This window comes from Marinobacter sp. MMG032, assembly GCF_040112695.1.
GTDB classification, from domain to species: Bacteria; Pseudomonadota; Gammaproteobacteria; order Pseudomonadales; family Oleiphilaceae; genus Marinobacter; species Marinobacter salsuginis.
In genome coordinates, this window is record NZ_CP157802.1 from 3,374,465 (window position 1) to 3,388,385 (window position 13,921).

The 13,921-nt window shown below is 50.3% G+C and carries 14 protein-coding genes; 6 read left to right on the forward strand and 8 right to left on the reverse strand.

Annotation, left to right across the window (positions count from 1 at the left end; genetic code table 11):
• Positions 1 to 4: 4 nt before the first annotated feature.
• From ABNF92_RS15555 to ABNF92_RS15585, 7 genes are all read right to left on the reverse strand, one after another.
• Positions 5 to 628, reverse strand: a complete 624-nt coding sequence (locus tag ABNF92_RS15555) for an SCO family protein (RefSeq protein WP_014575721.1) — start codon at positions 626 to 628, stop codon at positions 5 to 7.
• Complete coding sequence (locus ABNF92_RS15560; protein ID WP_014575722.1) at positions 625 to 1,467, reverse strand: cytochrome c oxidase assembly protein; 843 nt, start codon at positions 1,465 to 1,467, stop codon at positions 625 to 627. The genes ABNF92_RS15555 and ABNF92_RS15560 overlap by 4 nt, the downstream gene beginning before the upstream one ends.
• 22 nt (positions 1,468 to 1,489) lie before the next feature.
• Entirely contained in the window at positions 1,490 to 2,128 is a 639-nt protein-coding gene (locus ABNF92_RS15565; protein ID WP_014575723.1) for a thioredoxin domain-containing protein, read from the reverse strand.
• 176 nt (positions 2,129 to 2,304) lie between these two features.
• Positions 2,305 to 2,877 carry a hypothetical protein gene (locus ABNF92_RS15570; RefSeq protein WP_014575725.1) on the reverse strand — a complete coding sequence of 191 codons (573 nt, stop codon included), beginning with the start codon at positions 2,875 to 2,877 and terminating at the stop codon, positions 2,305 to 2,307.
• A 75-nt stretch (positions 2,878 to 2,952) separates the two neighbouring features.
• Complete coding sequence (locus ABNF92_RS15575; protein ID WP_041644856.1) at positions 2,953 to 3,861, reverse strand: cation diffusion facilitator family transporter; 909 nt, start codon at positions 3,859 to 3,861, stop codon at positions 2,953 to 2,955.
• A gap of 97 nt (positions 3,862 to 3,958) precedes the next feature.
• Positions 3,959 to 4,474: a signal peptidase II gene (gene lspA, locus ABNF92_RS15580; RefSeq protein ID WP_062785137.1), complete on the reverse strand. Its 516-nt coding sequence runs from the start codon at positions 4,472 to 4,474 to the stop codon at positions 3,959 to 3,961.
• Between the two features lie 4 nt (positions 4,475 to 4,478).
• Positions 4,479 to 5,375: a cation transporter gene (locus ABNF92_RS15585; protein WP_014575728.1), complete on the reverse strand. Its 897-nt coding sequence runs from the start codon at positions 5,373 to 5,375 to the stop codon at positions 4,479 to 4,481.
• A 165-nt stretch (positions 5,376 to 5,540) separates the two neighbouring features.
• Here ABNF92_RS15585 and ABNF92_RS15590 point away from each other — a divergent pair, with 165 nt between their 5' ends.
• The 6 genes from ABNF92_RS15590 (at position 5,541) to ABNF92_RS15615 (ending at position 12,392) form a co-directional block, all read left to right on the forward strand.
• Positions 5,541 to 6,008, forward strand: a complete 468-nt coding sequence (locus tag ABNF92_RS15590; protein WP_041644857.1) for a hypothetical protein — start codon at positions 5,541 to 5,543, stop codon at positions 6,006 to 6,008.
• A gap of 319 nt (positions 6,009 to 6,327) precedes the next feature.
• Positions 6,328 to 6,903, forward strand: a complete 576-nt coding sequence (locus tag ABNF92_RS15595) for a hypothetical protein (RefSeq protein WP_041644859.1) — start codon at positions 6,328 to 6,330, stop codon at positions 6,901 to 6,903.
• Positions 6,900 to 8,045: a saccharopine dehydrogenase NADP-binding domain-containing protein gene (locus ABNF92_RS15600; protein WP_349342669.1), complete on the forward strand. Its 1,146-nt coding sequence runs from the start codon at positions 6,900 to 6,902 to the stop codon at positions 8,043 to 8,045. The genes ABNF92_RS15595 and ABNF92_RS15600 overlap by 4 nt, the downstream gene beginning before the upstream one ends.
• 90 nt (positions 8,046 to 8,135) lie before the next feature.
• Positions 8,136 to 9,125 carry a porin gene (locus tag ABNF92_RS15605; RefSeq protein ID WP_227514626.1) on the forward strand — a complete coding sequence of 330 codons (990 nt, stop codon included), beginning with the start codon at positions 8,136 to 8,138 and terminating at the stop codon, positions 9,123 to 9,125.
• A 248-nt stretch (positions 9,126 to 9,373) separates the two neighbouring features.
• Complete coding sequence (locus ABNF92_RS15610; protein ID WP_014575733.1) at positions 9,374 to 10,780, forward strand: hypothetical protein; 1,407 nt, start codon at positions 9,374 to 9,376, stop codon at positions 10,778 to 10,780.
• 73 nt (positions 10,781 to 10,853) lie between these two features.
• A complete protein-coding gene (locus ABNF92_RS15615; protein ID WP_014575734.1) occupies positions 10,854 to 12,392 on the forward strand; it encodes a hypothetical protein in 1,539 nt (512 codons plus the stop codon).
• A 30-nt stretch (positions 12,393 to 12,422) separates the two neighbouring features.
• On the opposite strand, the gene ABNF92_RS15620 is transcribed toward ABNF92_RS15615, so the two are convergent.
• Positions 12,423 to 13,736 carry an ATP-binding protein gene (locus ABNF92_RS15620; RefSeq protein ID WP_349342670.1) on the reverse strand — a complete coding sequence of 438 codons (1,314 nt, stop codon included), beginning with the start codon at positions 13,734 to 13,736 and terminating at the stop codon, positions 12,423 to 12,425.
• Between the last annotated feature and the right edge of the window lie 185 nt (positions 13,737 to 13,921).

Here is a 13,921-nt window from a genome sequence, read left to right on the forward strand (position 1 = left end):
TCAGTCAGGAATCCTCCTGAATAAGAGCAACGAGATCATGCCGAATTTCTTCCCCGCTCAAATCGGGCCGAATTAAAAGGCGGGGGTTACCCTCGCGATCAAATACATAAATCGCGCTGCTGTGTGACACCGCATAATTTCCATCGGGGTCAGGTTCGTCATAACCGAAGGTGGTTCTATATCGTTTTGCGAGTTCACGAAGCTGGGGTTCATTTCCAGTGAGTCCTACAATATTGTCACCGAAAAAATCCACGTATTTTGCGAGGCGCTCAGGCGTGTCACGTTTCGGATCGACACTCACGAACAAAGTGAGTACTTCATCCTGAAGCGTCGGGGCCAGGCCACTGGTTGCCTGATTGAGCTTTTGCAGGGCGGTTGGGCAAACATCGGGGCACGAGGTGAACCCGAAAAACAGCATTCTCACCCGTCCACTGTAATCCTCGCCAGATACCGACTCGCCCTGGCTATTGATCAGGTCGAATTCCAGCTCAGGCATCAAGCCACTGATGTTTTTACCGTTCCAGTCTTCCTCGTCATTGGCAAAGCAACCAGTCAGCAATAGGGATGCAATCAGCGTTAAGGTCGCCGATATGATGTTGGTGCGCTGTCGCCAGAAGCGAGTTCTCATGACGCTGTTTCCTCAAGTGGTTTGGATTGATTGGCATATTTTCCGTCCTGATGCATGGCTCGCCGAAGCATCAGAAGAATGCCAAGGATGCTCATCATAGCGGGAGGGATATAGGTCAGCATGCCGCCCAGGAGCTGGTCGACTTCCGGGTCCAGCGGCCAGGCCCTGCCACAGACTTCGTAAACGTCGTAGACCATGTCACGTGAGAACACGATCCACGCCCCAAGAAACATCTGAAGCACACCTGCGGCAGCCAGAACCAACATGCGTCTGCCATACCCCAGCGATGAGGTGATCGCAGGCGGTCGCGGGTCGAAGATCAACCACCAGAACAGCAGGCCATCCAGTAACATGCTCCAGTTCATGACCCAGTACAGATCCCGGCTGAGCATGGCGTCGAAATGGATTGATGGCCACAGCCAGAAATAAATGAGCCCGACAAACAGGAATAGGGCGATGAAGGGTTGTTGCAGGACCTGATAAAACCAACCCAGAGGCCGGAGCGTGCGCCTCCAGCCTGGGCTGATTTTTTCAAACCAGAACCGCATGACCGGCAAGGGATTGGAAAGCGCGATCAGGATAGGCCCAATATGATGAAGGATCAGATGCTGGCCCCGATGGACGAAGAACATGTATTGCGCGTAGTAATCGAAGCGGGTCTGCATCACCGCATAACAGATCATCACCCCCAGGGTGAACGCAAAGATCCGCAGTGCGCCTGGCCGGTCCTGTTCCGGCATCCGAAATAGCCCAACGCCATAGAACCCCATCACGAGCATGTAGCTCAGTATGGTCAGCGGCGAGAAATCGTAAGGTAATAAGTAGTCAAGCAGTGACATAGCGTTGCCGGTTCTGAAGTTGTTATTGAGGCGACTCTACCTTGGAGGTGACAAGGTCGTACAGTTCTTGGGGTCCCAGCCGACTTAAGGTGTCCCCGTTGACGTAAAAGGTTGGGGTTCCAGAAATTCCAACCGCTTTCACGTCAGCCGCATCCTGTTGAATAATGCGGTCAATCTCCTGCGAGTTCATACCGGCCCGGGCGGCTTCTAAATCAAGCCCGGCTGACTCCGCCGCATCCCATGCTGCGGCGACCTTTGGATCGTCATGCCACTGGGGTTGGGCTTCCATGACAGCGTCAAGCACCGGCTCGTAGATCCCCTGTTCGCGGGCGGTTTCCAGAATTCTGACGGCCTCTTCCGAGCCTTTGTGAAACAATACGTAGCGCAGGACCAGACGCACGTTGTCCGGGTATGCAGCCTGAATCTGTTTCACATAGGGATGCATGGCGCGACAGCCTTCGCAGGATGGGTCGAAGAATTCGACAATGGTTACCGGCGCGTCCTCAGGGCCGATAACGGGAGAGTAATCTCTCACCAGCGGCGTTTTTTCAACAACGGCGGGTTCATCAATGCCTTGAGAACGATCGTAATAAACGAAAGCGGCCGCGAAGACAACCAGACAAAAAAGAACGAGGCTTGTGACCAGGGTTCGGGTACGCACGTAAGATCTTCCTATTTTAGATAAGTTTAACGAGTGTCAGATTTTCCGGTATTCGGTAGCAGCCGATTGGGAAGCCACCTCAGATAAAACATCATATCAATAAGTTCCACCAGGGACTGCACGACAATCACCACGACAGCCGCGGCCCAGGCCTCTGGTAGCGACAATGCCAGAGGTTAAACCACGAAGGAGTTGCGGGTGCCAAGGCTGAAAATGACGGTGCGACCGGTTGCTACCGGTAATCGAAAGACCCGGCGCAGAGTCTTTCCAACCGGAGCCTCAGCTAGCAAATAGGCCGGAAACAGAATCATCAAGGGCCAGATAAGTGGGCCGGTACTGTCGATCTGGCTGACTTGTGTCATTGAGATGATGAAAAGTACGACTGTCAGCAGAGGGACCGGCATCAGACCCATGAAGCGAATCAACCCGGTGGCTTTTTCGGACTTTTCCGCCCATTTTTCAGTCAGAAATGCCAGGATAAGGGGGACAACAAGCAGCCCGACAAAGGCCGGCAGGAGGTGTCGCCCAAGCTCAAGATTTACGTCGAACTGATTGCCCAGGAAAAGCCAGAGGTAAAGTGCAAGAAGAGCCAGTTGAGCAATCAACAGAACCGGCGTTGCCGCAATGGCTCGGGTGCTCTGGCACTCCTGCACCCTGTCGCCGAGGGAAGAGGTCCATCCGGCAATGAGGCCGGAAAAAACAGCGATGAGGTAGGCCCAGACCTGATGGCGTTCAATTACGTCTCGCATAAGGTGTTCTTAACCGTGTGGCATGTCGGCCATTCGCAGTCGATCTGCCACACGGCACCCATTTCAGCAGCCCTGTTAGCCATGGCCATAAGTATGGGCATCTTTGTGACTGTGATCAGGGTGTTCAAACTCCAATGTTGAATGAGTGATGCTGAACTCGTTATCCAAAGTTCGTTTTATCCGGCCCTTGACTTTTTCAAGTTCATTCCATGCACTTATTTCGACCACCACATGGGCGTCGAGGGAGGCATCATGCTCACCCATCTGCCAGAAATGTACGTGGTGAAGGTCTAAAACGCCTTCTACGTTTGATAAAGCCTCGATGACAGAATCTGTGTCGATATCCACTGGGCTACCCAGCATGAGTGTCCGGATGGTTCCGCCGATTTCCGTTAAGCCCAGGTAGAGAATATAGCTTGCGATACCAATTGTGATCGCGGGATCAACCCAACGCATGTCGTACAGGAGAATCAGGGCGCCGCCTACAACGACTGCAATTGACGCAAACGCATCAGACAAGTTGTGTAGAAACAGCGCACGGATGTTGACGCTGTCCTTTTGCATGGAGTAAGTGAGCAACGCGGTCAAACCATCCACTACCAATGCGATAATGCCAAGCCAAACTACCCACCAGCCCTTGATTTCCGGGGGATCTAGGAATCGCATGCCACCTTCGTAGATTAAATATGCCCCGATCATAATCAAAGTGGTGTAATTTATAAGTGCCGCAACAATCTCAATTCTCCCGTAGCCAAAGGTCATCTTCGAGTCGGCCGGGCGGCGTGCAATCTTCCGCGCCGCAAATGCAATAAATAGTGACGCCATATCCGAAAAGTTGTGTATAGCGTCGGCTATCAGCGCCAAGCTGCCAGCGAAGATCCCTCCAGCGATCTGAGCCAAGGTTAGGATACCGTTCGCCCAGATAGCTACTGCAACTCTCTTATCCTTAGTATCCGGTGACATGTGAACATGCTCGTGGCCCATTGTTTTCTCCTTGGTCGTTGCTGTTCAATTAAACGTAGTCGCAACACTCGCTAAGCCGGACTCAGAGGGCTTAGCGAGTGATGCGACCGCGCGAAAACTAGTCATTCTGGCGATTTTTCGTGTTGTTCCCAACACCTTTCTCGGCTGTGAAGCCCGTGACCAAAATCATGATCACGCCCAGGACGATGAACACGTCGGCAAGGTTGAACGCCGGCCAATGCCAGGATTGCCAATGGAAATCCAGGTAATCGACAACGTGGCCTCGAAAAACTCGGTCGATGACATTTCCCAGTGCGCCTCCAAGAACCATGGCGTAAGCTAGGGCTTCTGTTCGTTGATGGCTGTCCCGAATCAATTTGACCAGAACAGCTGAGACGACAACGGCTATTGCGATAAAAAAGTATCGCTGCCAGCCCCCGCCATCGGCGAAGAGACTAAAGGCAGCGCCTTTATTCCATACGTGCACCCAATTAAAGAAAGAAGTGATCTCAACCGATTGCCCGTAAGCCATGGATTGCTGGACCAGCCATTTAATGGCCTGGTCAGCCAACGCTATCAGCGTGGAAAAGCCGAGAAAGTTCAGCGTAAAAAAGCGAGAACGGTCTCCAGACATCGAATTATCCTTTTAGTGCAAGTATGCGCTTGGCACCGATGAGTACAATGCCTCCCACAATGCCGCCAATAACCAGATCCGGGTAGTTGGAGCCGGTCCAGGCGACAAGAAGCCCTGCGAGGATAACCCCTAGATTGATGACCACGTCGTTGGCCGAAAATATCCAGCTGGCTTTCATGTGAGCACCGCCTTCACGGTGTTTGGCGATCAGGAGCAGGCAACTGACGTTGGCAATAAGGGCCACAGATGCGACGGCCATCATCATCAGCGACTGCGGATCACTGCCGAACAGAAAACGCCTGCCAACCTCAACTAGTACACCGACGGCAAGGATGAGCTGGAGAATGCCAGCAACATGGGCCGCTCTGACCTGCATTTTGATGCCATGCCCGACGGCGTAAAGCGCAAGACCGTAGACGGCAGCGTCGGCAAGCATGTCTAGCGAGTCAGCAATCAGGCCAGCGGACTGGGCGATCAGGCCCATCGTCATTTCGACCAGAAACATCAGACCGTTGATTGCCAGCAGTATCCATAAAGTGCCGGATTCCTCGGTTTCGTTGGCATTAGACGACTCAGCCGATCTGACGGATTCAGCGCTGGCCTCTTCTGACTTCTGCAAGGAAGCGCCCAGCCCCAGGGTTTCCAGCTTGCTCGTAATAGGTCCGGCTTCGCCTTGATGAATAATTTCCAGATTTCGATTCGATAGGTCGAATGAGAGTGACCGAATGTTGTCAAAGCCATTGAGCGCCATTCGAATCATTCGCTCTTCCGAAGGACAGTCCATTTTTGGCACTTTGTAGGTGCTGATCTGGGCTCCATGTGTGGTGATAACGGGGTTCCGAGTGTAATTATCTGTGCCAGCTTCCTCACTGCCACACTGTCCGTCACAGGTGTTGCTCATTTTCTCGGCTCCGGTTCTCGTACAAATGATGCAATTTAAAACCCTGTAGTTACTACAGGGTCAATGACTAATTTACTCTAGTCGTTAAGATCGGCGTTTATCTGGATAAAGATCTACAATGATAAGTGAAATGGAGTGGGCATCTCATTTTTGGGGGATAACTTTATGATTTCATCTAAAGGGCTTGCTGCAACCGCTGCGCTATTGGTTTTTCCAGCATTGGTAATAGCACATGGTGACCAAGGCCCCTGGCAAGGGCATGGTCCCGGCATGATGATGGATCAGGAGCAAATGCAGCAGATGCACCAGAACTGGTCTCACATGAACCAGCTGATGCAACGCATACCTGATGAAGCATCACCGCAAGAGCGGCAACGATTGATGCGAGAACACAGGGAGGCGATGCAAGAACAAATGGATTATATGCATCGCGGCATGATGGGACCTGGCATGATGCGTGGACAAAACGACATGATGGGAGGTCAGCACCTGATGAACGGCGGCGGTAAATCAAAAAATGGTGGTAGTCTGTCTAACGAGCAACAAATTCAGATGATGCAAGAGCGCATGGATCAAATGCAGCTGATGATGGAGCAGATGTTGCAACACCAGAAAAATTTGAACGTGCAGTGATTTGACGTGGCACTCGCCCCCAACTCGACCACCAAGCGTGTGGCTGAATTGGGGGACTGAACATCTCTATATGAATTACTGTTTCGAACCTTGCATCAGTTGCTAGATTCTTTATCCCCGGTCAGGCAAAGCGTCCAATTATTTAAAGTGCGCTCTCGCCCATTCAGCACAGAATGCTCTTCATCAGCTATGGCGAACGCGTTCAATCGCTCCGAACAATCTAAGCTCTTGATCGAACTTTCTGCGTTAGATCTCTATTTGACCCTGTAGTTGCTAAAGGGTTTAGGGATGTCTGATCTGAAGAAAAAGAGGGCTTGGTATGAACCGCATGATAATGGCTTGCGCAACTTTTATGCTCGTCGGACTCTTGATCTTTGCAGGCTTTGATCTTCGGAAAGTGGATGTTACCGAGAGCGTTGTTGTTGATGCGCCCCGCACGGAGATTTGGGGGGCAGTGACGGATTTCGAAGGCATCTTTCACCGAGCAAATGACGCTCATATTTTGACTGAGATAACGAGCCGACCCGGTACGGGATTTGTTGACGGGCTTAGATTTCTCCAGGTTGAAACGGTTGGTGGAATAAAAGGGGTTCTGGACGGGCGTGTGTACGACGTCTTTCCGCCAACACGCTACAGATGGTCAGCCGAAACTACCTACAGCCTTTTGGGGATCGATATCGTTGACGTGTTCGAGGGGGGAGATTTACGAATTGAAAAGACCAACTCTGAGAAAGGATGGCGTCTCTCTCACCGGGTATACGGTGTCTTCCCCGATTCCTTTAAAGGCAGAGCCTTGAGTTGGTTCATGTCAGCCTTTATGGGCATCGAGTCAGACGCTGCGCAACACACCCGGGTTGAGTTGGAGTACGTCAAAAGGGAGCTTGAGAAACGATGAGACAGGGCGACAAGAGCGTACTTGTCCTTGGTGGCTACGGAGCTGCCGGGACCGCTACTGCGACTTTCTTGGGGCAACGGATCGACGGCAATATTGTCTTGGCAGGGCGTTCACTGGAAAAAGGGCGTAAACGAGCGGAACAGTTAGATCGCGAAGCCGGTGTCACAGGTCGTTTCAACGCCAGATCAATTGATGTGGCTGACGCTGCACAGGCCAGGCAATGCTCGCATGAGCAAGATGTCGTTATTGTGGCATGTGACCTTTCCGTGTCTGCTCTTGAGAATCTGGTTCACGGTTGTATCGCGAATCGAGCCGACTACATCGATATCACTCCAAATCCGCGCAAGCTTGAGGTATTCCAAGGCATGCGGACACTCATCGAGACCAGCGACAGCCGATTTGTACTGGATGCAGGTGCTGATCCGGGGCTGCCCGGGTGGCTGGCTCGATGGCTTTGTCAGGCCTCTCCGGGGACAGTGAAGGATATTCAGATGTATGGGCGTTATCGATCCACCGACATAGGCTGGGGCGGTGTTGCCGACATCCTGAGTGCCGCTGATCGCCAGGGGTGGAAGTATAATGGCGGATGGACACAGTCCCGTTTTTGGGACGTCCGTTATAGAAGGTTCGAAGGCGGGTTGGGAAGCAGCATCTGTGTTCCGGTTTTTCTGGATGAACTTCATGGCTTACCGCAGGAGCTATCACTGGAATGCTTCAGCTTCTATCACGCCGGTCTCAACCCGGTTACCGATGTGCTGATGACATTTGAGAGAACGGGAATGCTTGGCTGCTTTTCCTTCAAGTCACGCCAGCGCGCATTTTATTCAGCTCTTAAACGCTTCACTAACAAGCCATTCGGCCTTGAATTGACTGCCGAGAGCCGAGGTGACCGCGCATCGCGCCGAGTATCAATTGGCCATCATGATCTTTATCGCGCAACCGCAATCCCTGCCGCGATTCATTGTGAGTCGCTTTTGGAAGGTTCCGGGGATGAATCTGGGGTCAGATGGGAATCGCTTTCATGCTCACAACGCGATGTACGAAAACGGCTGCTTATATTCAAGTTCAATTCAGTGTCAAAGGATATAATAGAAGGTTTTAATTTTATATTGTTGAAAATAAAAAAAAATATTTCAATGTAATAATTTTGCAACAGATACAAAGCACCATCTTCTCAGCATTTGAAAGACTTCAAGTGTCATTTTGAATCTATCTAATCTGAAGAGGTGTCCATGAAAAAGTGTCTATCGATGTTCGTGTTTGGTGGATTTGTCGTTACTTCAATAAATGCACTCGCGGCGGACGGTCCTATCCTGTACGGCAAAGCCAATGTTTCGTATGAAAACCAGGACGACGGTAATAGCGATACTTGGAAGCTTCAGAGCAATGCTTCCCGTCTTGGTGTAAAAGGGGCGTTCGATACCGACCTCGCAGGCCTGGAGGCGATATACAAGGCGGAATTTGAAATATCGATTGATGATGGAGATAAAGATGGCCAAACCTTCTCGCAGCGTAATATATACGGCGGCTTCAAACAGGCGAACCTCGGTGCACTGATTGCGGGAAAATTTGACACACCTTTAAAGTCAGCGCAGGGCAAGGTTGACCAGTTCAACGACCTACAGGCGGATATAAAAAATATCATGGCTGGTGAAAATCGGACCAGCAACATTGTTCAATACAGTTCCCCACGTCTGTTCGATGCTGTGGGCGTCAGTGTTGCCGTCATCCCGGGTGAAGAGCAGTCAGCTGGTGCAGAGAACGACGGACCTGCGGATGCAGTTTCCAGCTCTTTTACGTTTGAGAATGATCGTTTCTACGGAAGTATTGCCTACGATTCTGATATCGACGATTCACTGGAAGCCGATTCAAGTGGCGATAGTCGTCTCAATATCCTGCGAACCGTAGGGAAGGTCCGATTAAGCAACTTCGAGATCGGCGCAGTTTACCAGTTGGCAGAAGAAAGCGATGGCCCTGGAGAAGATACGTCTTATCTGGTTGGCGGTGCCGTTAACCTTGAGCGTTGGAAGATCAAGGCTCAGTACGGACTGACAGAAGCCGAGACAACAAACGAGGAGCTAACCCTGTTGGCCTTGGGGTTCGATTATAAACTGGCAAGCAAGAGTAAGGTTTATGCTTACGTGTCTCAGGTGGAGGCGGACCTGGCTGACTCTGAGGACTCCACATTTGGTGTGGGCTTCGAGCATAAGTTTTCCATGTAGGGTCGAGCGTGATCGCTGAATATGGCGAGACCGACGTATCTAAAATATTTTCCGGATTTCAAGTTCATTTAAGGTTCGTGTGAGAGCCTACTTGCGAGTTAACTAAGGTTATTTAATGGCGGGAATGCTTCATTCCCGCCTTTTTTTTGGTCTTTCGTCCGGTGTTCTAGCTGGTTTTAAGATTTACGCCACTATCCGTACGAATCGAACATCACAAACAATCAAGAAAGAAACTGGAGGAGACTACGTTGAAACGCAACATTCTGGCCACTGCGATTGCGGGGATGACAACACTGTCGGGAAGTTGGGCCGCGACGGCAGCGGAGATTGAATTCCACGGTGATATGGATAACCGCTTTCAGGCTTACACCAATCAAAGAGACTGGTTTTCTGGTGGTAACTCAGGTGGCGGTACGCTGAAAGATGACGAGCCGACCGAGAGCTTCGGCGAGGTCAAATATCGCTTCTGGGCGAAGGCAACTTCCGACGACAAAAACGTTACCGGTGTATTCGCGACGGAGATTGGAGGCATCCGCTACGGTGAGGGTTCGGGTGGCGACTATTCCGGTGATGGTGTGAACATCGAAACACGGTGGGCTTATGTGGATTTTTTGGTGCCCAACACGCTAGACCAGCGCGTATCGCTGGGCTTGCAGCCGGTGTCAGTGAACCGACATGTCTGGACTGAAACCGCCACAGCCGCTGTTTGGAAAGGCTCACTGGGCTCTGGATTTGACTATCAGTTGTTATGGGGGCGAGGTGACTCTTCCAATGAGAGCGGCGTCGACTCAGAACAGGACGAAGGCTGGGATGGCGCGGACAACTTTGCGATCAACCTGAACAAGCGTTACTCACCGAACCTGAGCGCGGGCCTCTTCTATCTCTATCAGATGAATGATCAAATTGCTGAGGGAATAGGTACGGTAAATAGCAGGGAGTATGAACTGAAGAGTATCGCTGATAACTCCAAATATTCCGTTTCCAGCTTTGGGGTGGAGATGGATTACGGTCAAGAGACGTCGCTAGGCCGCATGTTCGTGAAGGGTACGGTGATTGGCCAAAGCGGAACAATAGAAGGTGTAAATTTCGTCCCATTGAATGGTGCTACGAATCCCAATACGAACTATGACCTTTCGACCTTTCTGGGACGCGGCGAGCTCGGGCTGCAATTTGGACCAAACCAACTGACGTACACCGTGCTCTACGCATCGGGCGATGGCAATGAGCAAGACGGGGACTTCGACGCCTTCATCGCCACGGATGTCGACTTCAGCGACAGTATGATTTTTCAGGAAAACATGACGAGCGATGACTACTTCGCCGAAACACCCTATATCCTCGACAAAGGGTATTTCATGAACAAGCTACAGCTCGATCATAAAGTAGCGGCCAATATTACGGTCAGCGGAATGATTGTCTACAACCGCTTGGCTGAGGACATTGCACTTGCCGATGGATCGTCCTCAAAAGATCTCGGACTGGAATTTGGCTCCAAGGTCTCGTACTTCCCATACCCTTCGCTTGAGCTGTCGGCAGAAGCTGCATACCTGGCATCAGGCGATGCTATGGATGCGCTGGAAGAAACTGCCTTGCAGGACGGCAAAAGCGATCAGGACATTGTTCATGTTGCCGGTCGGGTAAGGTACAAGTTCTAACAAGAACGGGGTGGTGGGAGCGCCACCCCGCTTTTGTTATACAAAATGAATCCGCATTAAGTGACTTTTTCCTATGATGACTCGTTCTGCAGTATTTGTGTTCCTGATGCTACTACTAGCTGGTGCGGTACAGGCGGTTGAGCGTGAGCATCCAGCAAAGGCAAAGGTCACTCAGGTAGATCGTGATCAAAAAGTGCTTTCCCTCACAGTCGACGATGCCACTGTTGAGGTAGGTGATTTATTTGTTGTGTTGTGGGAGCCTGATCATGCAGGCATCCTGGAGCAAAACCTTGCAGTCATCGGTATCGAGAGTATCGGAAAGGATCAGGCGGTAGGGAAATTGCTGTTTGGAACGATGCCCTCCGTTGGCGCTGTATCGAAACGCTTTTACGGTATCCCGGCGGTGTTTACTGATAGAGCCGGCGACCCCAGGGCGGTAACGCCGGCGTTGAAAGCCCGATTTCCTGATCTTTTGTGGCGGGACGAGCCAGAGGCGTCAAACGATGTGCCATTGGTGCGTTTTCAGGTTACCGGGAGAGGTCAAGCCGTTGCGACTTACAATAACACCTGGTTGGTCGGCATCGTACAGACCAATGCTGAAGAAGGTCGGGTAGGTCCGGTTGAGGAGGAGGCTTTAGCGTCTCCATTTGCCAGACTGCCCATCAACGCAAAGTCGTTGTCCGCGTTTCGTTCTGGCAGCGATTACTATTTTGCGGCGGAGCATGGAAACAAACTCAGCTTTTTCCATGTTAATTCCAGTGGGGCTGTTCAGAGCCTGGCGTCCATTGAGGTGCCCCGTCGGGAGAAAGTCATCCGAATGGACTGGTACGTTTCAGAGAACTCATACTACCTCATTTTAAATCAGTGGAATGGCCGTCGCGTTTCAAGTTCTTTGATCCAGTTGGCCGAGGGGGAGGCCGAAGCCATCGGTTTCATTCCCTTAATTTTGGGGTTGCAGGATTTGGATGCTGACGGACGCCGGGAAACTATTCTCGGGCAGTCTTTCTACTCAGAGCAGGGGTTTGGTTCAGAGATTTATGAGATATTAATCTCACCGAACGGGCCTGACCTCTATAAGGCCGATCATGAAAAGTTAAGTCGATACACGTCAGTGTTTCGGGTAATCGGTGCTGTTGTTCAGAGCAAACCGGGACCTTTGAATATGGTGACCGTCTCCCAAGGGAAGGTTTCATTTTTCCCTGCTGGCACTGAGGGCCCACAGCTGGACTATGAAATTGGAAACCGGGTGGCAGGCACGAGTATGACTTACGACGTGTCGCCTGAGCTGGTGTTTAGTCCGAGGCAAACACTATTTTTGCCGAACCTGCTCGTACGCTCCGGTGAGGACCCAGTTAATATCGGGATTCCACAGAAATCCAGTGCAGCCGAAGATATGATAGGTGTTTATGATACGCGAGTTGATTGGTTGACGCTGAGATCCGGGAAATCTCCCCAAACGCAGTCAACAAGTCTTCTAACGTCGGCTCCGGTGTCGCCCGTATCAGGTAATACAGGGTTGTTCTTTATGTCGCCTGATGAGAACTCAGTTCAAAGCAACAGTTTTGATGTTGAGACGTTGGTGTATCGGGCTGCTATGCCTGCTGGTCGCTGACTAAAGCTGGATAAGTTGCCCTTGTAGTCGTCAAATGCTTCTGGGAAGCTCGATTAGAACCCGCAGACCACCTTTGGGTGATATAGAAAAATGCATGGCGCCACCGTAGTCATTGGTGATTTCCTCAACGATTGATAGGCCAAGGCCATAGCCAGGAGTTTTTTCGTCCAGTCTTTTCTGGCGCCTGGTAAGATCGGCAAGCTGGTGTGACGCTACTCCGGGGCCGTCATCTTCAACAAGAATGGTCAAAGTGTCATCGTGAAGTTTCAAGTGTAGATGAACTTCCTGAGAGCACCATTTGCTTGCGTTATCAAGGACATTACCCAAGATCTCATTAAAATCACGCTCATCAATTGGCCAGACAAGCTCTCTGGGTAATGTTTCTTGAAGATGGATCTGTTTGTAAGGATAGATTCGACTGACTACGTCCACCAGTGCCAGAGTTCTCTCAATGATCGGTGTCGCCTTTCCAATGTACTGACCGGACATTTCGGTTTTTCTCATTTGAGTGTCGATCAGCTCGTGCATTTCAGACAGTTGAGACTTAATTTGACTCGCGATTGTGGTGGGAATGGCTTCGTCATTGATCATGGAGTTTATGACGGCAAGGGGGGTTTTTAAGCTATGAGAAATATCTGCGGCTAGGTGGCGTGAACGGGAAAGTTTTTTGTCGTACGACTCTAATAGACGATTAAGATGTTTGACAAGTTCAGTGAATTCTTCAGGTACGTTCTCATCCAGTCTATTACGCTCACCATTTTTAAGCGACGTTAATTGGGAGCTCATCATTTTTAAAGGTTTTAGTGCGATAGTTACCCCAATAAATATGATGATTGATATCGTAACGAGAATTGTAAATGATATGATCCATATAAGACCGTGGATTTTGTCAAGAGTGTTTGGGGAGTAGGAGCTTTTTTCAATTATAGTAACGCTTAGCTTATCTTGTCTGTTATTAAATATTTTGTAGTATCCAAGGATTGATCGATCATTATACGATATGTGAAAAATTCCAGGATTTCTGAACGATTCTACCACCTGTAATTTCGGTTCAATGTTCTCGCTTGTAAAACTCCGACCTTGACTGTCTTCGATGTGAACAGAATATTGGGACAATGAAAAATCTCTGAGAGAAGATTTTGTAATTTCTTCTTTATCATTTGTTAGTGTCTTTGAGAGCCGGTTAGCTGCAGCCTCTAGCTGCTGCCTGTGAAGCTCGTCATGGATATAGTCGATTAAAAGGGTGTGTGAGAAGAATATTACCCCGGTACACGCGAAACCCGTTAGTGTCAGGAAAGTAAGCAGTTTCCGTTTTATTGAAGGGCGTTGTTTTTTTCTGGGCATGTGGTCTGCCAAGCAGGTAATTGGAAGTTGCTATCGACTAAATCTAGGCCTAAAAAAGCCGCACTACAAAAGTAGTGCGGCAAGACGGAATGGTGGAGACCATTCACGATGCAACTGGTTTTAAAACGATCTTTGTCGACAAGTTTCTATTGTTCAATCAAAAATTCTATTAATGCGACATTATT

Excerpts from the sequence above, each read along its gene's own strand:
- ABNF92_RS15555 (WP_014575721.1), bottom strand. The coding sequence starts at position 628 with ATGAGAACTCGCTTCTGGCGACAGCGCACCAACATCATATCGGCGACC.
- ABNF92_RS15560 (WP_014575722.1), bottom strand. The coding sequence starts at position 1,467 with ATGTCACTGCTTGACTACTTATTACCTTACGATTTCTCGCCGCTGACC.
- ABNF92_RS15570 (WP_014575725.1), bottom strand. The coding sequence starts at position 2,877 with ATGCGAGACGTAATTGAACGCCATCAGGTCTGGGCCTACCTCATCGCT.
- ABNF92_RS15575 (WP_041644856.1), bottom strand. The coding sequence starts at position 3,861 with ATGGGCCACGAGCATGTTCACATGTCACCGGATACTAAGGATAAGAGA.
- lspA (WP_062785137.1), bottom strand. The coding sequence starts at position 4,474 with ATGTCTGGAGACCGTTCTCGCTTTTTTACGCTGAACTTTCTCGGCTTT.
- ABNF92_RS15585 (WP_014575728.1), bottom strand. The coding sequence starts at position 5,375 with ATGAGCAACACCTGTGACGGACAGTGTGGCAGTGAGGAAGCTGGCACA.
- ABNF92_RS15590 (WP_041644857.1), top strand. The coding sequence starts at position 5,541 with ATGATTTCATCTAAAGGGCTTGCTGCAACCGCTGCGCTATTGGTTTTT.
- ABNF92_RS15595 (WP_041644859.1), top strand. The coding sequence starts at position 6,328 with ATGAACCGCATGATAATGGCTTGCGCAACTTTTATGCTCGTCGGACTC.
- ABNF92_RS15600 (WP_349342669.1), top strand. The coding sequence starts at position 6,900 with ATGAGACAGGGCGACAAGAGCGTACTTGTCCTTGGTGGCTACGGAGCT.
- ABNF92_RS15605 (WP_227514626.1), top strand. The coding sequence starts at position 8,136 with ATGAAAAAGTGTCTATCGATGTTCGTGTTTGGTGGATTTGTCGTTACT.
- ABNF92_RS15615 (WP_014575734.1), top strand. The coding sequence starts at position 10,854 with ATGATGACTCGTTCTGCAGTATTTGTGTTCCTGATGCTACTACTAGCT.
- ABNF92_RS15620 (WP_349342670.1), bottom strand. The coding sequence starts at position 13,736 with ATGCCCAGAAAAAAACAACGCCCTTCAATAAAACGGAAACTGCTTACT.